Source organism: Chitinophaga sp. LS1, from assembly GCF_034274695.1.
Classification (GTDB): Bacteria; Bacteroidota; Bacteroidia; order Chitinophagales; family Chitinophagaceae; genus Chitinophaga.
In genome coordinates, this window is sequence record NZ_CP128362.1 from 8,042,848 (window position 1) to 8,066,585 (window position 23,738).

25 protein-coding genes are annotated in these 23,738 nt (G+C 44.9%); 15 read left to right on the forward strand and 10 right to left on the reverse strand.

The window, feature by feature from the left end:
- Positions 1 to 6 precede the first annotated feature (6 nt).
- Entirely contained in the window at positions 7 to 1,500 is a 1,494-nt protein-coding gene (locus QQL36_RS32960; RefSeq protein ID WP_321568182.1) for a hypothetical protein, read from the reverse strand.
- The gene (locus tag QQL36_RS32965) at positions 1,488 to 2,030 is read right to left on the reverse strand and encodes an RNA polymerase sigma factor (RefSeq protein ID WP_235643557.1); all 543 of its coding nucleotides are present in this window, start codon (positions 2,028 to 2,030) and stop codon (positions 1,488 to 1,490) included. Before QQL36_RS32965 ends, QQL36_RS32960 begins: the two co-directional genes overlap by 13 nt.
- 193 nt (positions 2,031 to 2,223) lie before the next feature.
- Here QQL36_RS32965 and QQL36_RS32970 point away from each other — a divergent pair, with 193 nt between their 5' ends.
- From QQL36_RS32970 to QQL36_RS32980, 3 genes are all read left to right on the forward strand, one after another.
- On the forward strand, positions 2,224 to 3,039 hold the full coding sequence (locus QQL36_RS32970; RefSeq protein WP_083722071.1) for a hypothetical protein: 816 nt from the start codon (positions 2,224 to 2,226) through the stop codon (positions 3,037 to 3,039).
- An 18-nt stretch (positions 3,040 to 3,057) separates the two neighbouring features.
- Complete coding sequence (locus tag QQL36_RS32975; RefSeq protein WP_083722072.1) at positions 3,058 to 3,273, forward strand: DUF6965 family protein; 216 nt, start codon at positions 3,058 to 3,060, stop codon at positions 3,271 to 3,273.
- A gap of 131 nt (positions 3,274 to 3,404) precedes the next feature.
- Positions 3,405 to 4,337, forward strand: a complete 933-nt coding sequence (locus QQL36_RS32980; RefSeq protein ID WP_083722073.1) for a helix-turn-helix domain-containing protein — start codon at positions 3,405 to 3,407, stop codon at positions 4,335 to 4,337.
- A gap of 66 nt (positions 4,338 to 4,403) precedes the next feature.
- Here QQL36_RS32980 and QQL36_RS32985 read toward each other — a convergent pair whose 3' ends face one another.
- The 8 genes from QQL36_RS32985 to QQL36_RS33020 form a co-directional block, all read right to left on the reverse strand.
- On the reverse strand, positions 4,404 to 4,982 hold the full coding sequence (locus QQL36_RS32985) for a hypothetical protein (protein WP_321568183.1): 579 nt from the start codon (positions 4,980 to 4,982) through the stop codon (positions 4,404 to 4,406).
- Positions 4,983 to 5,311: 329 nt separating this feature from the next.
- Positions 5,312 to 5,845: a YceI family protein gene (locus QQL36_RS32990; protein WP_083722075.1), complete on the reverse strand. Its 534-nt coding sequence runs from the start codon at positions 5,843 to 5,845 to the stop codon at positions 5,312 to 5,314.
- Between the two features lie 256 nt (positions 5,846 to 6,101).
- Complete coding sequence (locus QQL36_RS32995; protein WP_083722076.1) at positions 6,102 to 6,728, reverse strand: hypothetical protein; 627 nt, start codon at positions 6,726 to 6,728, stop codon at positions 6,102 to 6,104.
- Between the two features lie 26 nt (positions 6,729 to 6,754).
- The gene (galA, locus tag QQL36_RS33000; RefSeq protein WP_083722077.1) at positions 6,755 to 9,163 is read right to left on the reverse strand and encodes a beta-galactosidase GalA; all 2,409 of its coding nucleotides are present in this window, start codon (positions 9,161 to 9,163) and stop codon (positions 6,755 to 6,757) included.
- A gap of 216 nt (positions 9,164 to 9,379) precedes the next feature.
- Entirely contained in the window at positions 9,380 to 11,578 is a 2,199-nt protein-coding gene (locus QQL36_RS33005; RefSeq protein ID WP_321568184.1) for a multicopper oxidase domain-containing protein, read from the reverse strand.
- 56 nt (positions 11,579 to 11,634) lie between these two features.
- Positions 11,635 to 11,949 carry a hypothetical protein gene (locus QQL36_RS33010; RefSeq protein ID WP_321568185.1) on the reverse strand — a complete coding sequence of 105 codons (315 nt, stop codon included), beginning with the start codon at positions 11,947 to 11,949 and terminating at the stop codon, positions 11,635 to 11,637.
- A gap of 8 nt (positions 11,950 to 11,957) precedes the next feature.
- Positions 11,958 to 12,338, reverse strand: coding sequence for a LytR/AlgR family response regulator transcription factor (locus QQL36_RS33015; RefSeq protein WP_321568186.1), 381 nt, complete (start codon positions 12,336 to 12,338; stop codon positions 11,958 to 11,960).
- On the reverse strand, positions 12,335 to 13,330 hold the full coding sequence (locus tag QQL36_RS33020) for a sensor histidine kinase (RefSeq protein ID WP_179091044.1): 996 nt from the start codon (positions 13,328 to 13,330) through the stop codon (positions 12,335 to 12,337). The genes QQL36_RS33015 and QQL36_RS33020 overlap by 4 nt, the downstream gene beginning before the upstream one ends.
- A gap of 640 nt (positions 13,331 to 13,970) precedes the next feature.
- Between QQL36_RS33020 and QQL36_RS33025 the strand changes: the two genes are divergently transcribed.
- Genes QQL36_RS33025 through QQL36_RS33080 form a run of 12 tightly spaced genes read left to right on the forward strand, consistent with a single transcriptional unit; the run spans position 13,971 to position 23,731 of the window.
- A complete protein-coding gene (locus QQL36_RS33025) occupies positions 13,971 to 14,561 on the forward strand; it encodes a DUF4255 domain-containing protein (RefSeq protein WP_083722082.1) in 591 nt (196 codons plus the stop codon).
- Positions 14,562 to 14,568: 7 nt separating this feature from the next.
- Positions 14,569 to 15,846: a hypothetical protein gene (locus QQL36_RS33030; RefSeq protein ID WP_083722083.1), complete on the forward strand. Its 1,278-nt coding sequence runs from the start codon at positions 14,569 to 14,571 to the stop codon at positions 15,844 to 15,846.
- Between the two features lie 35 nt (positions 15,847 to 15,881).
- Positions 15,882 to 17,288, forward strand: a complete 1,407-nt coding sequence (locus QQL36_RS33035) for a phage tail sheath family protein (RefSeq protein ID WP_321568187.1) — start codon at positions 15,882 to 15,884, stop codon at positions 17,286 to 17,288.
- A 25-nt stretch (positions 17,289 to 17,313) separates the two neighbouring features.
- Entirely contained in the window at positions 17,314 to 18,312 is a 999-nt protein-coding gene (locus QQL36_RS33040; protein ID WP_321568188.1) for a hypothetical protein, read from the forward strand.
- Positions 18,313 to 18,329: 17 nt separating this feature from the next.
- A complete protein-coding gene (locus QQL36_RS33045; protein ID WP_321568189.1) occupies positions 18,330 to 19,382 on the forward strand; it encodes a hypothetical protein in 1,053 nt (350 codons plus the stop codon).
- A 34-nt stretch (positions 19,383 to 19,416) separates the two neighbouring features.
- A complete protein-coding gene (locus tag QQL36_RS33050; protein ID WP_083722095.1) occupies positions 19,417 to 19,887 on the forward strand; it encodes a phage tail protein in 471 nt (156 codons plus the stop codon).
- Between the two features lie 2 nt (positions 19,888 to 19,889).
- On the forward strand, positions 19,890 to 20,354 hold the full coding sequence (locus QQL36_RS33055) for a phage tail protein (RefSeq protein ID WP_083722087.1): 465 nt from the start codon (positions 19,890 to 19,892) through the stop codon (positions 20,352 to 20,354).
- Position 20,355: 1 nt separating this feature from the next.
- Positions 20,356 to 20,538, forward strand: a complete 183-nt coding sequence (locus QQL36_RS33060) for a DUF5908 family protein (RefSeq protein WP_083722088.1) — start codon at positions 20,356 to 20,358, stop codon at positions 20,536 to 20,538.
- Complete coding sequence (locus tag QQL36_RS33065) at positions 20,528 to 21,223, forward strand: hypothetical protein (protein ID WP_083722089.1); 696 nt, start codon at positions 20,528 to 20,530, stop codon at positions 21,221 to 21,223. Before QQL36_RS33060 ends, QQL36_RS33065 begins: the two co-directional genes overlap by 11 nt.
- On the forward strand, positions 21,223 to 22,995 hold the full coding sequence (gene vgrG / locus QQL36_RS33070) for a type VI secretion system tip protein VgrG (protein WP_321568190.1): 1,773 nt from the start codon (positions 21,223 to 21,225) through the stop codon (positions 22,993 to 22,995). Before QQL36_RS33065 ends, vgrG begins: the two co-directional genes overlap by 1 nt.
- Before the next feature lies 1 nt (position 22,996).
- Complete coding sequence (locus QQL36_RS33075) at positions 22,997 to 23,290, forward strand: PAAR domain-containing protein (RefSeq protein WP_083722091.1); 294 nt, start codon at positions 22,997 to 22,999, stop codon at positions 23,288 to 23,290.
- Positions 23,291 to 23,305: 15 nt separating this feature from the next.
- Positions 23,306 to 23,731 (forward strand): GPW/gp25 family protein, encoded by a 426-nt coding sequence (locus QQL36_RS33080; protein WP_083722092.1) that lies wholly within the window; start codon positions 23,306 to 23,308, stop codon positions 23,729 to 23,731.
- The last annotated feature ends 7 nt before the right edge of the window (positions 23,732 to 23,738 follow it).

The following is a 23,738-nucleotide window of genomic DNA, read 5'->3' on the forward strand; positions in this document are numbered from 1 at the left end:
ACACGATTAACGGATAGATTTCGTGATGCCAATATTGATACCCATACTGGTAATGGGCAGGTCTCCGATACCGAGTCCTTTGGCAGGTATTTTCAAATATGGTTCTACACGGAGCTTACCTATTGCGCCGAGGTTGTGCTCCAATCCTACTCCCACGTTTATTATAGAAAACCAGTTTTGAGTTGCATTCTTATAAGCCCAGGAGCTGTTCTTCAGGTCTCCGGAGGTGGTCATGTATTTATAAGCATAGTCTTCTTTCTTCATCAGGTAAGATGATACACCTGCGTTAGCGTACCAGCTTGTATTTTGACCATTTTTAATAAAGTAGCGCACATTCACTGGTATCTCGTACATATTACAATAGCCATTTACGTTAATGATCTTCCAGTATTGGATGTAAGGAATTTTTTCCTTGCTGAAGTAGCTTCCTTCAGAGTAGTAGTTTTTGTGATCATAGAGGAGACCGGTTTCCACAGCAAAGCTGCGGGAGATGCGGTAACCGACTATGATACCGGCGCCATATCCTACTTTATCCACGTGTTGCATTTTTACAGTGCTGATGTCAGGACTGGCGATAAGGCCGAAATAGAGGCCTGTCTGCACTTTGGCAGGGGACTGCTTTTTCTTTACTACTGGTTCTGCTGGCGTTTTCTTTACCTGCTCTTCTGCTGTTTCCTTTATTACTGGTTCAGCTGTGCTATTTACCACTGGTTCTGCTGTTATTGGCAGCGGAATATCCTGTACTGGTGTGGTGATCGTTGGCGTTGTAGTGTTACTGTCCACTGGTAATTTTTCCTGCACATTTTGCACAGGTGGAGTTGTAGGCTCACCAGCGAAAATGGAGGTACCCGAAATTGATTTATTGACGTCTTGTTTCTTTGTATTATTTGTTACAACACCAATAACGGAGGTTGATGTATGCTTATTGTTTGTCTTTGTTGTTTTATCAGAATTAAATCTATTATTGGTTAACCTAAGAGTAGGCGAAGCAAAAATAGAATTGGGAATAGTAGTATGAGTCGATGATTTTATCGGTGTTGTTGTATTTGTTATTGTATTGGCAGTATTATTAGTATTTATTGTATTAGTAGTGTTGGTATTATTATTAGTATTTATTTTATTGGTAGAAGTATTAGTAGTATTGGTATTATTGGTAGTAGTATTAGTATTTGTTGTTATCGCTGTTGTTGTTGTTGCTAAAGAATTAGTTGTTATTGCTGGTGTTGTCGTTATTGTTGTTGCTATTCCTGTTCCAGTACGCGGCAGCTTACCTGTTTCCAGAGGTGGCGCGTAGGATATAAAAAAAAGTATAGTCATTAGTATGCTTATACCCAGCCATACCCACTTATTACCCCGCACGCCTTCCACTGCAGCCGGTTGTGGCTGTGCAGACTGCAGGCGACTACTGAGAGCATCCCAGTCCGCACCATCCGTTTTTAAGGGATACTGCGACGCCGCATTGCGGAATAATTCATCCATATCGTCATCTAAAAGCTGCATATATCAAATTCCCGTATGCCGTTATTTAATTTCTTTCTTAAATGTTCTCTTGCTTTTGAAAGATTTGATTTTGAAGTGCCTAAACTGATATTCAGCTTGTCTGCAATTTCCTGATGGGAAAACCCATCTATTACATACATGTTGAATACAACCTGATAGGAAGGAGGTAATTCTTTGATCAGGATGATCAGTTCTTTATAATATAACTTTTGTTCTGCGGATTGCCCCATATCGGGTGTTTCCCATACGTATTCCGGGATACCCCCTATTTCAGGGATCATATTCTTCCTGCGCAGTTCATCGATGGCCGTGTTTACCATGATCTTGCGCATCCACCCCAGGAGCATTCTTTCCAGATCCTCTCCTTCTTCATAGGTAAACCTGTCAAACCGGTTGAATAGTTTTACAAATCCGTCATTCACCACCTCAGTCGCTCTCTCATACCTGTATATATACCTGAACACAATTTTCAGGGCATATGCATAATACCGTTCGTACAGCAGCCGCTGGCACCTGGGCTGTGCATGCATACACCCTTCTATTATGGTCTTAAGTTGTTCCAAATGAGTAGCCGTCTGTATTTAATCTATACTATTATAATACGGAATCTGTTATCCAATGGTTGCCTGTGAACAGAAATATTTTTTATCTTATAATTATCAAGTACTTATGTAATATTCTGGGATATTAAACCTGAACGATGAAATACAGTTCTAAGCTAATATGAAATTATCACATGCTATCAGCTACTGCTCCCTTTTGCTGGCACTGGGCACTAGTTGTAACAGAAATATAGCTCCACAGGAGCGTTTTCAATCCAGCCCTATTGATCCAGATGGTAATGCCTCCGAGTGGACGATGCCATTGCGCTATGCTAACAGCCAATATACACTGTCTTATAGTATTACCAATGACTCCCGGAATATTTATATCTGTGTCATGACTTCAGACCCCGAAATGAAACACCGTATCATGAAGGCGGGTATGAGCCTTTATTTTGATCCAAAGGGCAAACAGAAGAAAAAAATGGCCCTGGTATACCCGGAAAGGAACATGGATGGCATAAAAGTCCCAACTGTTTACAATACAGATGGCTTTCTGAATATGGAAAACGGGCAGCATAACCTGACGGATAAGATGACGGGGATTAAAATTGGATTAAATCCGATGGCTGATAGTGGCCTGGTATATGAGGCAGCGATACCATTGAACAGGGTGCTTGCCAATGGATTGTCAGAAAAAGCCCTCAGAAAGAGCTTTAGTGTGGGAGTTATGGTGAACCAGCTGCCTGGTAAGCGGGGTGGTCCGGGTGAAGGACAGGGTCAGGGTCAACGTCGTGGCGGTGGTGGCGGTTCTCCCAGGGTGTCATTTGGCGGAGGTATGGGCATGGGTGGCATGGGCAGCGGCATGGGTATGGGTGTAGGTATGGGCATGGGTGGTATGCGTGGCGGAATGGGTGGTGGCCGTGGGGGTGCACAGCAGGTGGAGGAAGATGTGACCTGGACTACTTTCCGGTTTTCGGCGGAAGAAAAAAAATAAAATCGCCATCTTTGCGCCATGAAATATGCCGACAAAGAGATCCAGGAGCTGGAAGAGTTCTATAAAACAGCGTCCTTACCCGATTCTATAGAATTATTCCATAGTACTACTATTACCGATGTAAAGGCTTTTGTACATAGCCATCTGCAGATTATGAAACAGCGACAGGGTGTACCAGTTTTTGAAGGGTTTTATGACAGGCTGGTTTTATTGAAGGAGAAACTTTCACAATAGTCGAACTCTGCTATAGTACTAAAACGCTTTTGCCTTCGGCAAAAGCGTTTTAGTTTATGGGATGAGGAGGATGGGGGGAAATAACCTGCGGTAAGCTTTAAAAGAATTCCCGTAATTTTACCGCCTTAATTATGAACACGCAGACGCCAATACTGGACATACCATCCACCATAAAATATTACCTGTCACTGGACAAAAAGGTCGCGCAAAGTTTTGGAATGGATAAATATGATGAGCTCCTGCACCCCGACAACTTCGCTATATTGAGCAACGAAGGCAGTGTTAAAAACGGAGCCCCCATTAAAACAGACCATTACGCCCTGATCCTTTGTATCAGGGGCACCTGCACAAAGACGGTCGGGCCTTTCACCTTCCAGGTGACACCACAGTCTTTGCATATTGTCTCGCCACGCTTTATCAATTCTTTTGAAAATGCATCTGAGGACCTGTTGCTCTATATGGTCATGTTTAAAAAAGAATTTATTTCCGATATTTTTATCAAACAAAGCGTACTCGACCCTTTGATGGACCTGCACCCTGAGTGCCCACCTATCTATAGTCTTTCTGACCACAACTTCCAAAAGATCAAATCACTCTATGAGAAAATAGACCTGGAGTATAAAGAAGAAAATCCTTTCTTTCTTCAGATGATCCGGTTACAACTGGTGGAATTACTCTATGAGGTGAACAGAACTTTTGAGAAATGTACGGACAGCCGCACGCACTACCAGCTGACACGGCAGTATACGCTTTTCATGAACTTCAGGGATCTTGTGGAAGAACATTTTCTCACGAAGAGAACGGTGCAGGAATTTGCCGACCTGCTACATGTATCGGCCAAGCATTTGAGTGAGGTGGTGAAACAGGAAACGGGGAAAAATGCGTTGCATATTATTCATGCGAGAGTATTTTTAGAAGCGCGGTTATTGCTTACGACTTCTTCTCTCAGTGTTAAAGAGGTGTCGGACCAATTGAATTTTGATACCAGTTCTCACTTCAGCAGATTCTTTAAGAAGTTTGCGGACGAGAATCCTTCTGCTTACAAAAAAGTAGTTACGCCATAAAACGAAATAGTCGTCCGACATGCTAGCGGACGACTATTTTCACTTAACCATAAACCCCTATACAAACTAAAGTTTAAATGCGTATGCTACTCTGACACCTATTACATTGTTGGATGTTCCACCATCGACAAATTTAGAGTTGCCATCAAATTTCACGGCAGCATCCAGGTAATTGCCTTTGCCCAGTGGAATCAGGTAACCTATCTGCGGTGTGTACACGAAAGCTGCTGACTTATCGTTGTACACGCCGGTGCCATTGGTAATAAAGCTTACGCCCGCCTGACCCTGTATGTATACATTGTTATTGCTGAACGGATAATACTTCAAACCTAATTTTACCGGAATTAACTGCAGATCATCCAGGCCTGGTGTATTGTCGGCAAATATATTGGTGTAACCTGCGTTCAGGTTAATGTACAATGTACGTTTTACCAATGCATAATCTGCCTGTACAGAACCACCCAGGGTCCAGTTGTAATGATCTTTGAGATTACCTAATGGAATGCCGGCCTCGGGGCCTACGCTTAATAGAAATGCGGGTCTGTCTGTCGTAACCTTATCATCCTTGCTCTGTGCCTTTGCGCCTACTGCTACTGCTAAAAATAAACCTAATGTAACAAGTCCTTTCATTACTTTCTTTTTCATCGTCTTTCGTTTTAATCTTTGTCTAATGTTTATTGTATCAATCTTAAATTCTTATTGTAATGTGAGATAATCGAGATTGAATTAAGCATTCATTATCAGGATGCAATTAATCTTCAGTCCCATCTTGCATCATTCATGCATCAATCTTGTATTCTTTCTTTATTGGCCTTTAGTGGATCGTGTATAGATCAATTATCAGGATGCAATTAATTTTCTTTTCCACCTTGCATCATTCCTGTATCAATCTTGTATTCTTTCTTTATTGGCCTTTAGTGGATCGTGCATAGATCAATTATCAGGATGCAATTAATTTTCTTTTCCACCTTACATCATTCCTGTATCAGCTGTATATTTGCCTCGAGCTGTACATCCTCTCCCAGCAACAATCCGCCAGCTTCCAGTACAGCATTATATGTCAATCCGAATTCCCATCTGCTGATGTTTCCCTTCACTTCAAAACCCATTTTCCTTCTGCCATAACCATCTACAGCTACGCCACCATATTCTGCTTCCAGTTCTATGGGACGACTCACGCCTTTCATGGTCAGTGTACCTGCCAGGCTATATTTATCGCCCTTCATTTTTCTGAAGTAAGCGGATTGAAATGTTATTTGTGGAAAGTGTGCCGCATCAAAGAAATCGGCGGACTTTAAGTGGGTATCTCTTTGTTCCTGGTTGGTATCTATACTGTGTACATCCAGTGAGAAATGAACTTCTGCATTGTCGATCTGGTGTGGATCGGAGAAGGTTGCACCACCATTGAAGTTATTGAAGGCACCGGTTACATTCGAGATAACAAGGTGTTTGATCTTAAACTGAACACCTGAGTGATCAGGGTCAATGATCCATTTCTTTTGATTCATAAACTTGCGCGATTTGTCATTAATTCCATACAAAAGTAGAACGTCTGACGCGTCGCATCAATTCCAAAAAAGCACAAAAAAAGACCAATTTTCCCTGTCGCCGGCGAGGCAGGAAAAATTGGTCATGTATTCCGATTTATTGGTTTCATTCAATGAGCCATTACCTTCTACCTTTGCACCGCAATGAAAATTGCAGTTTTAACAGTTGTAGGTTTAAGTAATAGCCGTTTCGCCTCTGCGTCATGGCTTTTTTTATTTACAAACCATCCAGCTGCATTGCTTCCAATATCTGGCAATGATAAATGTAATCATACACAGAAGTCACTTCTGTCGGGTAATTGAGTCCATATGGCCAGAAGTGCTGACTATCTCCATACAATACTGCTGTTGAATTACCAGTGAGTGTTCGCAATGTCTGCGTGGCATAGGTACCTGTATAGGTTCCACTTACGATCAGGGTATTCCACCATACACTCGTAGTGCCTACGCCTACTGTATGTGCTATTTCGTGCAGCGCAGTGGCCAGGTTCATATAATACGTGTTGGAGCCAAAACGGATACTTCCATTAATATTGCCATCGGCAGTGGATACCGAAGGCACATAGGTCACAGTGATCGCTTTGGTGTAGGTGGTATAATGATTCATATACCATACGGCGCTATCCATGGCAGCAGTGATGAGGGTGTACGCTGCCTGCTCTGTGGACGTAGGACTACCCGATCTGACCAGCGTATAAGTCACGTTGCCAGTGACAGCAGCTTCGCTACTGGTACTGGCAACGTTATTAGATTTGATATCGGGCAGGTCTTCTGTTTTTTTACAGGCAGCTATTAAGAGCATTACAAGGCTGATTGCTACTAGCAAACGGGGTTTTCTTTTCATTTTTGAGGGTTTTAAAAAATTACAGATTAAAATGTAACGGTAGCTGCCTCCAATCCATTTCCTGTAGCTTTTAGTACCACTGCTCCGGGTTTGTTTCCTGCTTTGATGATCAACTGAGCATGCCCGTTGAAGAGGCTGCGTTGCCATGCACCTGGTACACATTTATCAGGTTCATGACTGCTGGGATCACCATTGCCGACACCGATGATGTCTGCCTGGCCATCCAGTGAGAAGTGGATCATATCGCCGGCTACGGGCACTATTCTGCCCTTATCATCCACTGCACTCACGTTTACTACGACAGCGTCTTCGCCATCAGCCTGCAAAGTTGTCTTTGAGGGGGTTAATACAATCCGTTTAGGAGCACCGGTGGTTTCTACCTTGCTGGTGATCTTTTTACCTTTCTTATAAGCTACCGCTTCGAGGGTACCGGGTTCATAGTTCACGCTCCAGCGGAGGTGTCCATTGACCGGCATATCTTTTTTTCCAAGGCTTTTGCCATTGAGGAAGAGTTCTACATTTTCTGCATTGGTATTGATCCATACCAGTACGGGCTGTCCTTCTTTTCCTTGCCAGTTCCAGTGTGGGGCAATGTTCAGCACATCTTTGTCCGTCCACCAGGCCTGGTAGTAGTAATATACATTTTTAGGGAAGCCGCACATGTCCATGATACCAAAGTGAGAGTTGATATTTGGCCAGCTGTAGGGCGTAGGTTCACCACGATAGTCGAAGCCTGTCCAGGCAAAACCACCCATAAACCAGGGGCGTGCGGCGGCCAGTTTCCACCAGATCTCCGCAGTAGATGCCCAGGATGGGTAGGTGCTGTCATAGTCAGGTACATAGCCGTTTACGGTATCTTTTATGTAGATGCCGCGGGTGGTGACAGTGCTGGCTACTTCTGTGCCTATTACCGGTTGTTCAGGATGATCTTTGTGATAGCCATCGATGCCGCCGAGGTTATAGTTGAAACCACGTACGGGAATTACTTCGTTCACACCATGAAATATGTTCGGCATATTTGCAGCATAGGTGCTGGTGCGGGAAGGATCCAGCTCCTGCTGTACGAACAGGTTGTGTTGGGCAATGCGCTTGCCTATGTCGGTATATTGGGTTTGGAATTCTTCATTACCGATAGACCAGATGAAGATGCTTGGATGGTTTCTGTCTCTCAGGATCAGCTTGCGCAATTGCCCTTCGTATTCAGGACCACTGTTTAGTAATCTGGTTTCATCCATTACGATCATACCAAGGCTATCGCAGGCATCCAGTAACTCAGGGGTAGGAGGATTGTGGCTGGTGCGATAGGCGTTGGTACCCATTTCTTTCAGCAATCCAATTCTATAGTATTGGAGGTAGTCGGGTAAGGCGGCGCCTACGCCGGCGTGGTCCTGATGACAACATACACCCTGTACTTTGATGTTTTTACCATTGAGGAAGAAGCCTTTATCCTTGTCCATTACGATGGTGCGAACACCAAAACGCACTTTCATACTATCGATGGTTTTACCATTTGATTGTACGATAGCGACGGCACGGTATAGATAGGGGTTTTCCAGTGACCAGAGTTGTGGTTGTGTGATGGTTAAAGCCTGTGAGAGCTTTTTGCTTTCATTGATGGCGAGGGACAGTGGTTGTGGTTTGCTTTGTGCCAGTGTCTTGCCTTCCCTGTTGGTGATCACGGTGTATACAGTGGCATTGGCAGGGGTGATATTTTCATTCTTTACAGTAGTTTCGATGGTGACGATAGCATCGTTTCCTTTTTGTGTGGAGTGAACAAATACGCCACCGTCTGTAGCGATGTGAAGGTTGTTGGTGACATTGAGCCATACATGGCGGTAGATGCCAGCGCCTTCGTAGAACCAGCCTTCATTTTGAGTGGCGTCGGCGCGGACTACGAGGACGTTGGGTTTGTCGAATTGTAATACATCGGTGATGTCGTAGGAGGCGCCTGTGTAGCCGCTGAAGTTACCGCCGAGGTAGTAGCCGTTTACCCATACTTTGCTGTCGCGGTATACGCCGTCGAGTTGGATGACGAAGCGGTTGCCGGAGTCGGCGCGGGCTATGTTGAAGGTTTTGCGGTACCAGCCGATGCTGTTTTCGGGGAAGCCGCCGCCTACTGGTTTGTAGCCTTTTCCTTCGAGGTCACCTTTTTTTGAATATTGGAATGGCAGGGCGACAGCCCAGTCGTGTGGGAGTTGGATGTCTTGCCAGGTGTTATCGTTGAATTTGGGTTCGATGCAGGTGTTGATTGCGGAACCCGATTTTGAGAAGGAGGTTTCAAGGCCATAGTTGAAATCTCTTTCTGCGTTGCCGGCGTGGCCGAGGGAGAATTTCCAGTTTGAGTCGAAGTTGATGTGTCTGCGTAGTGGTGACTGCGCAGCGGCGGTGAGGCCGATGGTTAGTGCTGAGAATAAAAGCAGCAGGTCTTTTTTCATGATAATGATTTTCCTTACGTGGTGAGAGGAGAGCAATATAGGAATTAATAATTGTAAAAAAGACAGTTTTTATCATATATAGGGGCAAAAAAAATCATCAGCCTTCGGCAGATGATTTTTTTTCGGGAGCGGAAGAAACCTGTATCAGCAGGCCTCTCCGCAGATTATTGTAGCAGATCACAATGACAAGTAAGGTTAATATTTGCGTAGCATTAGTTAATATCTAAGCGTGACACCTGCGCCAAAACCCATGTCGCTATCGTAGTGAGTAGATAAAGCCAAGTAATTTGTCCAGATATACCGGAAGCCGGCCATGTATTCGCGATCTGTGTTTGCCATGAACTGGAAGCGTAGCCGGCGGGTGATAGGAATATCTTCGCGGCTTAGTTGCAGTCTGAGTTTGCCATCGGTATCGATGGAGGCATCGGCAGTAATCAGCATGGGTAGCGTATATTCGAGACCTGCATGCAGTACACCGCGTTTATTGCGGGTATTGGTCTGGCCGAATAAGTTTTTTTCTGGTTGTTTTTCACGGCGGTAGCGGAAATCCCAGCCGATATAGGGGAATAACCATTGCATGCGGCCGAGGTAGCGGCCAAAATGGCTTTCTGTTTCATAGCCGTTTTCTGCGTTGAGGCCGACTCTCCATTCTGTTTGTAAACGGTAGCGGGTATTGGCAAATTGTATGGTACCATCGCTGCCATTGCTTTCTAATCCGACTTCTGCCATCGTATGAATTTGCCTGTCATCAGCTTCTATTTTCCGGTATGACTTTTCAGGATTTGGGAGTTCAGGATTGACAGGTGAATTTTCGTAACTGAACACACGGCCCATGCCGCTCATCATATGGTATAAGATGTGGCAATGGAAGAACCAGTCACCGCTTTCTGTGGCGGCAAATTCGATGGTATCTCTTTCCATTGGCATAATATCAAGGGTGTGCTTTAGGGGCGAGTAATCGCCCTGACCATTCAGTACACGGAAGAAATGACCGTGTAGGTGCATGGGGTGGCGCATCATGGTATTGTTGTATAAAATGATGCGGACGTTTTCTCCTTTTTTAATGAGGATCTTATCTGATTCGGAAACGGTTTTGTTATTGATTGTCCATACGTAACGGTTCATGTTGCCGGTGAGGTCGAAATGGAGTTCTTTTATGGGACCGGCGGGCAGGGTTGTTTTTTCGGTAGCACGGAGCATGCTGTAATTGAGGGTGACAAGGTCATCGTTATTGCTCATATTACCCATGTCGCTCTTATTCTTGTCCATATGCATATTCATATCCGAATGCATGTGGTCCATATTGCCAGCAGGCTTCTTTTTGCGATCCAGTTCAGGATACATCACTGTATTCATATCCATCTGCTGTGATGACATATTCATCCCCATATCATCCATATCTCCATTCATCTTCATCATGCCATTCATCATCTTCATCCCTTCAAAATATCTTAATCGGGGCAAACGATCTGCTGGCATGGCCATCCCACTTCCTAACAGCACAGAAGTACTATTCGTTCTATCTTCTGAAGTAGCGAGAAATTCATACTGCATATCTTCAGGAATCGTTACTACCACATCATATGTTTCTGCTACACCTACAATTAAGCGATCTACTTCCACAGGTGCTACATCCTTTCCATCATTTGCTACTACGGTAATCTTTCCGCCTGAATAAGTGAGCCAGAAATAAGTAGAAGAACTCCCATTCACCACACGCAATTTCACTTTATCTCCCCCTTTGTATTGTAGCAATGTATCTGTGATCTTTCCATTCGTCATGAAATGATTATAATATACATCGCTCACATCCATTGCCAGCATGCGTTTCCATTCATTCGTTACTTTGGTACCGAATTTACCGGCTTTGATCGCCTCTCCATAACTTTGCACACTATTCTTTTTTACAGAGAACCAGTCTGACGCATTATGCAAATATCTGTCTACCGTATGTGGATTCATGTGGGTATAATCACTCAGCAGCATGGTATATTCATTCTGTGGCTGTTCCTTCCTTTTATGAATTACAATTGCGCCATACAGTCCACTCTGCTCCTGGAGCATGGTATGTGAATGATACCAGTAAGTACCATTTTGAATAACAGGAAATTTATATTCATGGGTTTCTCCTGCTTTGATAGGCGCCGTGGTGAGATAGGATACACCATCGTATCTATTGGGCAAAAGAATACCATGCCAGTGAACAGACGTTTCCATCCCCATCTGGTTGTGTACGTAGATCAGTGCGGTATCACCTTCTGTAAATTCCAATACAGGGCCGGGGCTTCCACCATTAATGGTCATTTCATGGTGCATGTGACCATGGGCAATATACAGGTCATATCGCACAGTTCGCTGTGCAAAGGCTGCTGTATAACACAGCGACAGTAAAAGTATAGATAATAGATTCCTCACCTGATAAAGATAAACCAGGAACAGGTATAGAATTTCAGGGGAGTTGTATAAAATTATTAGTTCTTACTGAAGGGTATCCTGATAAAGTGAGATTCCCATTGTTCAATGTCATGCTTATACATCTCTTCCACCTTAAAGTGTGGGCTGGTTGGAGACTGTTCCGGAGCAGGCGCCACACGGCAGTGATGCTTATATTCCAGTATGATCCCTGTCGAGACTATACTCTTTTGTATCACTTTAGGTGTGGGCACCTGAGGTTCCGAAACTATAAAAGGCCCCCCTTTCTTTCTTTTTCTAAATAACACCATCGAAACAGCGATGGCTACAACCGGCAGAAGGAATAATAGTTCCTTCGTCAAGTTACTTTCCATAAAAAAAACTAAAGTATCCCTGTTTGCTGCAAAATAGCTACCTGCATGGCGGCCTTGTCTACGGCCTGCAGGAAACGGTCATACTGAAATGGTTTTAAGAGAAAATCGGCTGCCCTGGCATTGAATCCTTCGATCGCATATTCGCTGTAAGCAGTTGTAAACACAACTACCATTTTGCGGGGTAATGATTTATAAAAGTCCATTCCTGATACGTTTGGCATTCGGATATCAATGAACAATACGTCTATCAAATGCTCTTCCAGATATTCTAATGCTACTGCCGTGCTGGTAAATACTTGTTCCAGGCTTATAAGATCTGTTTTATTACAATATGTTTTGATAACCTGCAGTGCAGGTGGTTCATCGTCTATCGCTATTGCTTTCATCATGCCAGATCCATTGAAAGTTGTACAGAAAATTCCTCTTCATTCTCTGTTATATTTAACTGATGTCGGGAGGGGTATAGTAATTGTAACCTTTTGATGGTGTTCTCCATTCCTATCCCCTCCCCGTCTACCTGTCTTTTGCTCACTTTTCTATTGGTCACATGAAGGACCAGTTGTTGTGCTGATAACTGAATAATGATATTTATATCTGATGGGGCATCCGGATTTACACCATGCTTAAATGCATTTTCTATGAAGGAAATCAGGATGAGCGGTGCTATCTGCAAATCATTTGTACCTACCTGTACCTGGCTATGAATAGGTGCTGTATTTCCCAGTCTGGCCTGTTGTAGTGAGATATAACTGGTAATATACTTGATCTCACGTTCCAGTGGTACCTTGTGTTGGTTGGCATCTCTGAGCACATAGCGCATCAGTTCAGATAACTCTATAATTGCATCCGGTGCGGCATCGTCCTTGATCAATACCAGAGAATAAATACTATTCAGGGTATTGAATAAAAAATGCGGGCTGATCTGTCCTTTCAGATGCATGAGCTCATCATTGTACCGGGCCGTCTCTGCCAGAAACCAGCGGTTTCTGATACGCAGTAATACTGATGTAAGTATGACGATAGCGAAGAGGAATATATGATGCCTGATCTGCTCAGGAAAACTTCCTCCGTTCGGCATAGGTCCCATCCCATGTGCATCCGGCATTGGCATCGGTGGTACAGGCGCAGGCTGCCAGGGTATATGTCCCGTAAGCAGGGAAGGCAGTACACAAATCATAATGAATGCCAACACAATACCTGTCAAATATAATGCATACCTCCGCTTAAAATATATGACGGGGATCAGCCAGTAATAATTGAGATAAAATACAAGCAGCATGAGTGCATTGCCGATCAGGTCCCTGATATCAGGACGGGAAAAGTATCCCGTTTCCTCAGGCGGCCTGGGAGAAAGCAACAGGGGTACGAACAAAAATGCCATACTCCCAAATATGTGGTACCATATGTACTTGCGGTCCCTGGCCATGAATGCTGATACTTTTTAATTTATCCCTCCCGGTAAATACCTTCCCCCCGGAAGGCAGTTATGGATACTATGCAATTTGCCAATTTTACAGATTCCCAAATGAGGAATGAGGTAAAATGGCATTTTTTGTAGGTATAAAGTTGAATTTACCGTATTTCTACGCATGAAGTTCCGGAGAAATACTGGCTCTATATTCATAGTATGGATGTAACTTACGTGGAAACTAATCGAACATGGAAAAAAATTAAAGCAAAGGATTTGTTTGAATTTCAAGATTTAGTTTTAATTTCACGACATCATTTACCTTTTTACCCCAAAAACGATAGATAGCATATTGACAAACCTAAAAGGTAAATGAATCACAGCATCCATTTTTTGAAAGAACCTGGTAATTTTCAACTGACTTATTTATTTACCCCAAAACACAACTATTCAGTAATGAATTATCACTGATTTTTCATAGAACTGTAGCGCGTCTGTGAACAGAGAGTTCCCCACTATAAAGGGAATCACGCATCTATTACTGTACTTTACGCATATCATCCTGCATGATATAGTGTCTGGTTATTCCATGTCGTTAATTAATCAATTAACAATGATTGATCGTGCACTTTTGTTGTTGAAAGAAGAGCTGGAATCTTATCTGAGCATTACTGATGCTGCAGCGACTGTTGTTATTGACAACATCGGTCTTTTTGAAACAGCTGCCGGTACACAACTACCGGACAACATCGTACTTACCCTTGTCAACCTTGAGGAAGAAAGTACGCTAAAGAATAATACACCTCTGAAGAAAGGCAGCAGTAGTGCTATATACCAGAATCCACCGGTGTTCCTGAACCTGTATGTACTGTTTGTATGTAACTACGGTGGTAGCAAATACGTAGATGCATTGAAGCGATTGAGCTACGTGATCCAGTTTGTACAGGGGAAAAGTTCTTTTCACTATGCTTCCGATACCGGCAGTTTGCCACCCGGCGAAGATGTCCTGGATATGAAGTTTACCCTGGAGCTTTATACCCTGACCTTCGAACAGATCAACCATCTATGGGGATCTCTGGGTGGCAGACAAATGCCATTCGCTATGTATAAACTCCGCCTCATTGCACTCACGTCGAACAACAGACTGAGAGAAGTACCACTCATTGAAGAAATAGAAAATAATAACGCCCCCATAAACAGGTGATCTAACCATGCAAACTATATATAAGATATTGTTTGAGGTAAAGGTGCTGCATGAATTCTATCTCACCAATCCAAAAGGTGATTCCATATTTGATCTGGACAACCAGGCAGACCGCCTGGTATTCCTCATTGACAGGAGGGATAAAGATGCTCCGGCTGTCAATAGCGATATCAGCTTTGAAGTGCCATCTGCACTGAATCAGCTGTTCAGAGATCATCATCTGCGCCTGCTCCCCTCTTACTCCGGTTGTAAAGTTGGTATTGAAGTCACTGCCTCTTTTCTGCCGGACGGCACGCGGGTATATACACCCAAAATACCGCTGCCAGCGGATTTGCCGGTCACAATACTCCTCAGGGTGAAAAATCCCGGCTTTCATACCATTACCAATTCACGTATTGTTAATCCTGTGCCAGCCACCTATTACTTTAGTAATGATAGTGTGCTCAGTGCGCTTAATTTTCCTGCGCTTAGCAGCCGCATTGCAGACTTTACTGCGGGGTATGCATATGAACAGGGAGAACTCGCGACGATCGCCCCCAACAGCGTTAAGGCATATTATATTGATAATAATGCAGACAAGTGGTTGCCATTGCATGGCAATGATTACGTGAATGAGGGTGATCGTTGTTTGCTGCCACTGAGATTTAATTTTACTTTTCCTGCTGGTGCAAATGTGACACAGGCCACCTTCACACTCAAAGATAGCGGAGGAAATGTGGTGAATACTTTTGTTGCTCAAAATGCGGGTGGTTTACAAAAAGTAGCACTCAACTACAGCGATCTTTCCCTGGTTAACTATATTAAATATTCGCTTGAAGTAGCAGGTGACAATAGCTTTGCCTGGCAACATGCTGTGATCTTTTCCGATACAAACAGCTGGGCGACCCTACAATTCAAACCACGTGTAACGAATGCGGCGTTCAATCTGCTGGATGATCAGGGTTACCTCATCACCCGCAAACCACCGGTGGGCAATATTAACGACCCACCCGTGTTCGAGCTGAGGATTCCCAGCAGGTTGACCTACTGGCGTTATGTGCATGCAAACAGGTTACCATTTGATCAGACCAATTACCCCGATGAATTATTGAATTACCAGAACGGATCACTCATCAGCAAAAGCCCCAGGAATTCCACTTATCAATCCACTTATTTTCAGAAACCGGACAATTCATTTTTCTTCCTGCCAAACCCGGAAGACTATGGCATGATTCGTAGTGAAAATAAACAGCTATTCACAGAGATTATGCTACCCACTTCAAAACTCTTTCCGGTAGCACCTTAAACCTTCAATCTTTAAAATTTTATAAACAAGAACATATGGCAGAATATAAAACCCCGGGCGTCTACATAGAAGAGATTCCCAAATTGCCCCCTTCCATCGCTTCCGTAGAAACAGCTATTCCTGCCTTTATCGGCTATACGGAAAAGGCCCAGTGGAAAGTGGCCGGCGACCTCACAAACAAACCATGGCGCATTGAATCCATGCTGGAATACGATCTGTATTTCGGCGGCGCCAAACCTGATGCTGGTATTGAAATCACCGTCGATACTACACAGGGCAAAGTAGATATTCAGGGGGCCATCAATGCAGAACTCAGCTCCAAATACCTGATGTATTATTCCCTGCAAATGTTCTTTATCAATGGTGGCGGACCATGCTATATCACTTCGGTAGGCGGTTATTCCGATGGAGATGTGATCCTCGATGCCGATCTGCAGGGTGGTCTTGCTGAAGTAGAAAAAATAGATGAAGTAACCCTCTTACTTTTCCCTGATGCGATCAACATGGTCAGTGCAGGTAACTACTATGCATTGTATGCCCTTGCTATTGCACAGTGTGTAAAACTGAAAGATCGCTTTACTGTACTGGATGTTTATCCTGATCCTGCAAATGCCGGCAACTGGCGCCTGGATGTGGATTTCCTGCGCAATACGCTCTCAGGTACAACGGATGATCTGAAGTATGCCGCTGTTTATTTCCCCCGTATTTATACAAGAACTGATTTCACTTATAACGAAGGTGATGTAAAGATCATCAGCAATGGCGCAGGCGATATCGGAGCTACCCTCACTGAACTCAAATCAAATAACAACGCTTACTACAACATGGCCCGCGGCGCTATCAACGATATCCAGATGCTGCTGCCTGCTTCGTCTGCTGTAGTAGGGGTATATGCGACTGTCGATAACAACCGCGGTGTGTGGAAAGCACCTGCCAATGTAAATATCGAATACGCAGTTGCTCCTGAAATGCTCATCACGCAGGAAGATCAGGAAAGCCTGAATGTAGACACTACCGCCGGTAAGTCTATCAATGTGATCCGTTCTTTCCCGGGCAGGGGGCCAGCTATCATCTGGGGTGCACGTACCCTTGCAGGTAATGACAACGAATGGCGCTACATTCCTGTACGCAGGTTCTTCAACATGGTAGAAGAATCGACCAAGAATGCCGCTCAGCAATTCGTATTCGAGCCCAATGACCGTAACACCTGGATCAGGGTACGATCTATGATCGAGAACTACCTCACCCAGCAATGGAAGGCCGGCGCACTGATGGGCACTACCACCCGCGAAGCATTTTATGTAAGGATTGGTCTTGGTGAAACCATGACTGAACAAGACATATGGGAAGGCCGTATGATCGTGGAAATTGGATTGGCGGTAGTAAGACCTGCCGAGTTTATCATACTCCGGTTCATGCATAAAATGCTGACGGAAGCATAAAATTTAACCTTTCAAACGATTTGTTATGGACATACCGCAAAAACAACAATCCACCAATACAGATAAATGTAAGGACAAGGATAACGCCACCCAGAAGAGCATCAATACCCAAAGAAGTATTGTGTGCAGCAATCTCTATGATACTGCTGCGTCGCTGGGTAAGGCGGAGAAAAAATATGACGGCGTCAGCGAGCTGCTGAATGAAAAGAAATGTCTCTTTGTAAAAACAGAAGACAACTACCGCCGATATCGCAACCTGGAAATGACCACCGCCACTGAGCTGCTCATAACCAATGAATCACTGAAGTCTAACATGGACACCTACAAAAAGTGGAATACCGCTTTGGGGGCTGCCCTGAAAGACATTGCGAAGAAAGCAAAAGAAGTAAAAACAAAATTCGCTGACCTGAAAGATGCTGCCGGTAAACTGGACAGCGCTATCAATGACAGTTGCAACTGCTCCCAGTACAAAGCACTTACCGGCAAGAGCCGTGAGAACTGCAACTGTGGCGAAGGTGGCAAACAGGTGATCGCTGCCTGTGCTCAATCAGAAGAGATCCTGAATGATCTGGTGAATATGCCGAAAGCACTGGCATCAGACATTGACACCATCTTCCAGAGTGCCGCTGATGTAGCAGGTATCCAGCTCTTTTCTAATCTCGAAACATTAGAGCCACTGGAAAAAACCCTCTCTGATCAATCTAAACTGTTTGAAGCACACATCAGTGGTGTGATGAAAACACGTAAGACAGACCTGGATAAACTACAGGATGATGTGGTGAAACAGGTACAGGAAGTGACCAGGGCTATAACCGATCGTCATTATCAACGCAGTATACTGGAAGGCTATTACGATGCGGCAAGACATCTGTGCTGCCCTCCTTGCGATTGCGTACAGGTAGGCGAAAGCAACTATTCACCCCGGCTGAAAGGATGTAGTGATGCCATCTGCAACATCTGTGATGAAGTAAAAGATGCCTTCTGCTGTAAACCTGTCAACCAGGAAGAAGAAGCTAATTGTTAAATTCTAAAACCCCGCAAATGTCTACTACCTATAATTACGATGCATTGGCAGCTGGCTGGGACGCAAAGATCGCCGATTGCTGCAACACCAACACCTCCAGCGATGGCGGTTGTACTGACTGTTGCTACGACACCTGGCAGGATCAGCTGAAAGACGTGACGCAGCGCTCTGCTTCCGTTACTGAAAAAACTACACAGCTCCAGAATAAGATCGCCTTTATTTCAGACAGACGCAGCCGCTATAAAGGATGGCTCGATGAACTGGATAAAGCTGAAAACCTGGCACGCAATATCTGTCACCAGCTGGAAATCATCGCTACCCAGGCAGACAAGATCTGGTACAATGCCAGCAAAGCCTGCAAGGCGATTGAAACCCTCTTCTGTATGATCAGGGATTTCTACGGCCAGGTAGATTATGTAAAGAAAAGATACGATGACCTGCAGATCTGCATCCAGAAGAATGACGATCCTGCCCTTGAAAAAGGCAAAGGCATCCTGAAAGCGCTCGATGACTATGGCACCAAACTGAATGCCATTATCGCTACCCGCGACGCCCTGATTGCACAGGCCATCGAAGCTGTAAAACTTGCTAACCTGATCATCGACGCAATAACCAGCAAAGACTGCACCTGCGATTTCAAACCATGTGATGGTAATTACCAACCATTCAAAACACAGCATGACGGTAAGAACTACTATGGTCTTAAAACCGTCATTACTACCTGGTATAGTGTATTGGGTTGTGCCAGCGGTTGTCCTGGCGAGGGTACGAATCCTGCAGCAGCTACCACCGCACCCGTGAAGAAGAACACCGGTCCTTCATCCGATGACGATTGTGGTACTGATAATGGCAACGATACCTGCGAACTGACTCCCATCCTCTCCTTCCCCATCTGTGCGGATAGTTACCGTACGACAGTAAAAGCCCTTTTTGACAAAGATGATCAATCGCTGCTGACCCTGTCTAAAAAGCTGAAAGAAGCCAATAAAGACAAGGAAGCACTAGACGCCTGCAAGAGTAGTCTCACCAACGCGATTGCAGTAGTAGATCCAAAATCAAGGTGTAATTAATCAAATTTTATCACGCTCAAAAATATAAATGCATATGGCAGCTAAAGGCGATTACCCAATTCCTAAATTCCATTTCCAGGTAGAATGGGGTACAGATTTCAGGATGGGATTTACCGAAGTAAGCGGTCTTGATTTCGAAACCGAAGTGATAGAATACCGCGAAGGTAACAGCAAGAAATACAATAAGTCTAAACAGGCAGGCTTGCGCAAGTTCAGCAATATAACGCTGAAGCGCGGCACCTTTGAAGGGGACTTTGACTTCTATAATGAATGGTCCAAGACCTATTACTTCCAGGAAGGTAACAAAACAGGCTCCAAATACCGCAGAACGGTTACCATCAAACTGCTGAACGAAAACCATGAAGCCATCATCACCTGGAAACTGCTCAACGCATGGCCGTCCAAAGTGCAGTCTACCGACCTGAAAGCCGATGCCAATGAAGTGGCCATCGAGACAATGGAACTGGTACATGAAGGACTTGAAATCATGGAAGCTAACAACTAATCATGGCAGAAAATGTAGCAAATTCCTTTTATCAGGCCGTGAACTTCCACTTCAGGGTGGAGTTCGTAACCGACAAGGAGAACATTGATGTGCGCTTTCAGTCAGTAAGCGGACTAGATGCCACGCTGGATACGGAGACGATAAAGGAAGGCGGCGAAAACCGCTTTGAGCACGTGATTCCGGTGAGAAGAAAGTACGGCCCCCTCGTATTGAAGAGGGGGCTGTTATCTCCCTCGCAAAGCGCGATGCTGACCCAATGGCTGAAAGACGCCTTTGATCATGAGCAGGTGAAACCCATTCAACTGCTACAGGTATCACTGCTGAATGAAGACCATGAAACACTCATGCTCTGGAAACTCAGCAATGTATGGCCACGCAGCTGGAAGATAGGTGAGCTGAATGCTGAACGGGGAGAGGTACTGATCGAAACACTGGAACTCAATTATAACAGATTAATCTTCGAATAACATGCCTATAGAGATCAGAGAGCTGGTGATCAAAGCCACCGTGACCGATGATGCAAATGCAGGCAGCGGCAGTGCCGGCAAGTCAGGCAGCGGTGATAACAACAGCGTATCACCAGGCGAAGAAATGATAAAGGATACCCTGGACAAGATCATGGATGCTATAAAAGATAGAAATGAGCGATAATAATCACCTGGTAAAGCTGAAGATACACTCCTTCCCCAACCGTGACTTTACGGGTGCAGAAACGGTATTTACCGTGCCTGTAAACCCGGAGTCGTTCACCAAAAACTACAAGGTTGACCTGGATGAAAGAAGAGGGCATGGCAACAGTGGTACGGATGTACGATTCAAATCGACTGCACCTGAAGAGTTGCGGCTTGAATTTATCCTCGATGGTACCGGCACTATGGAAGGTTACCTCGATGCACTGAAGACCGTGCCTGTACACGACCAGCTACAGTCATTTCTGAAATGCGTGTACAACATGGACGGCAATATTCACCGCCCACGTTTCCTGCTCATCATCTGGGGATCAGAGATTAAGTTTCGCTGCGTACTCTCCAATCTTGATATCAATCATACCCTCTTTACACCAGAAGGTAATCCACTGCGTGTAAAGCTGAATGCCACCTTCCTGAACTATGTAGCCAGACAGGAACGACTGGCACAGGACAGGCAAAGCTCCCCTGACCTGACCCACTATAGAAAGGTAGTACAGGGAGACAGGCTGGACAACCTGACCAATACTATTTATAACGATCCCGCCTATGTGATGCAGGTGGCGAAGGTAAATGGCCTGAGCACCATCCGTAGCGTCAAAGCAGGTTCCGAACTTTATTTTCCACCCTTTGACCAAACTGAAAAGTAATGGAAGAAATACTGATACCAAACGACTCACAGCATGATGTAGCTACCTATACGCTACTCGTGGATGGTACAGCAGTATCACCGGACTACCAGATCCTTTCCATTACTGTTACCAAAGAAATTAACCGCATTCCCATGGCGCGTATTATTCTGCGCGATGGGGAAGCTGCCGATAAAACATTTGCCATCAGTGATGAAGACCTGTTTGTACCAGGCAAAAGTATTGTGATCCGGATAGGAAGAGATGGCGACAATCAACAGGTATTCAAAGGCATTATTACCCGTCATGCCATCAAGATCAAAGAGAATGGCAATGGGGAACTACATATTGAATGCAGGGACGATGCCATGCGCATGACACTGGGCAGGCATAGCCGCTACTTTGAACAGGTAAAGGACAGTGAGGTATATGACACACTCATTAGCAAATATGGGCTTAGCAGTGACACACAGGCTACTACCCTTACACATAAAGAACTGGTGCAGCATCACCTGAGTGACTGGGATTTCATGCTGCTGCGCGCAGAAGCCAATAGCATGCTGGTGAATGTAGACGATGGAAAGGTGACTATTAAAAAACCGGATACCAGTGCAGCTCCAGTATTACAGGTCAGCTATGGTTCATCCGTTCTCGAATTTGAAGCAGACATCGATGCGCGCAGGCAATGGAAAAACGTAGCTGCCCGCTCATGGGATTACAGCAACCAGCAGGTATTTCAGGCGGATACGGACAGTGTTTCCTTTTCCGAACATGGTAACCTGAGTGGACAGGATCTTTCTACAGCCATGAAGCAATTGCCTTTTGAGCTGCATCACAGCGGTCACCGACTGGAACAGGAATTACAGGATTGGGTGAAGGGTACTATGCTGAAAAGCCGTATGAGTAAGATCAGGGGGAGAGCACGTTTCAGTGGTTTTTCCACCATCAAACCCGGTGATATGGTGAAACTGGATGGCGTAGGTAACCGGTTCAAAGGCAATGCGTTTGTAACAGCAGTCAGACAGGAACTGGGCAAAGGTATGTGGGATACGCATATTCAGTTTGGCCTCGATCCGACCCCTTATGCTTTTGTACACAATGATATGAACGATGCCCCTGCCGCAGGACTGGCAGGCGGTATCAGTGGCTTACAGATTGGCGTAGTAGTGCAACTGGAAAATGACCCTGACGGACAGGATCGTATCCTGGTACGCATACCCATGATAGACAATGATGCACAGGGTATATGGACACGGGTAGCGAGCCTGGATGCCGGCAAAGACAGAGGCGCATACTTCCGGCCGGAGATAGGTGATGAGGTGATTGTAGGGTTTATCAACGATGATCCCCGCGATGCCGTAGTATTAGGGATGTTGCATAGCAGTGCCAAGCCCGCACCTATCAAAGCACAGGATGCAAATAATGAAAAAGGATTTACCACCCGCAGTAAAATGCACATCTCATTTAACGATGATACCAAAACCATCAGCATCGATACGCCAGCCGGCAATAAGATTGTACTGGATGAAGCAGGCCAGCAAATCACCATTACAGATCAGAACAGCAATAAGGTGACCATGGATTCGCAGGGTGTGAGCATGGAAAGCCCGATGGACATCAAGCTCAAAGCAGGTGGGAACCTGAGCCTGGAAGCAGCTGCATCTTTAAGTATTAAAGCGGCTTCGCTTTCTATGCAGGCCAGTGCAGATGCACAGATTTCCGGTGGAGCAAGTACCAAGCTTTCATCCAGTGGTATTACTGAAATAACAGGATCATTAGTTAAAATAAACTGATATGCCGCCAGCAGCAAGAATATCGGATATGCACACCTGCCCACTGGTAAATCCGGGTCCGGTGCCACATGTAGGTGGTCCTGTAACCGGGCCGGGTATACCTACCGTAATGATTGGCGGTATGCCAGCAGCGGTAGTAGGCGATATCCTGGTATGTACCGGGCCGCCTGATACCATTGTGAAAGGCTCTGCCACCGTGCTTATAGGAGGACGACCTGCAGCACGTATGGGTGATAATACAGCCCATGGCGGCGTGATTGTAGCAGGTTTTCCTACTGTGATGATAGGAGGATAATTAAAAAATGACAACATGAGCACAATAGTAAACTCATTTCTTGGCCGTGGATGGTCCTTCCCTCCCACCTTTAACCAGCAAACGGGTGCGGTGGAACTGGTGAGCGACTATGAGGATATTCACGAAAGCCTCAACATCCTGCTGAGTACCAGCCTGGGAGAAAGAGTGATGCAACCCAAGTATGGCTGTAACCTCAATGACTATTTGTTTGAACCTCTGAGCAGCTCGATGATCGGTTATATCAAAGACAGGGTGCAGACAGCCATCCTGCTATATGAACCCCGCATCATTGCTGATAAGATTGCTGTGACGGCAGACAGCTCTTTTGACCTGATAGAAGGCCGGTTCACCATTTCGATTGAATACACCGTACCTGAAACAAATTCCCGTTTCAACTATGTGTACGATTACTACAAGAACGAGGCATTAAAGCCAGTATAAAGAATCA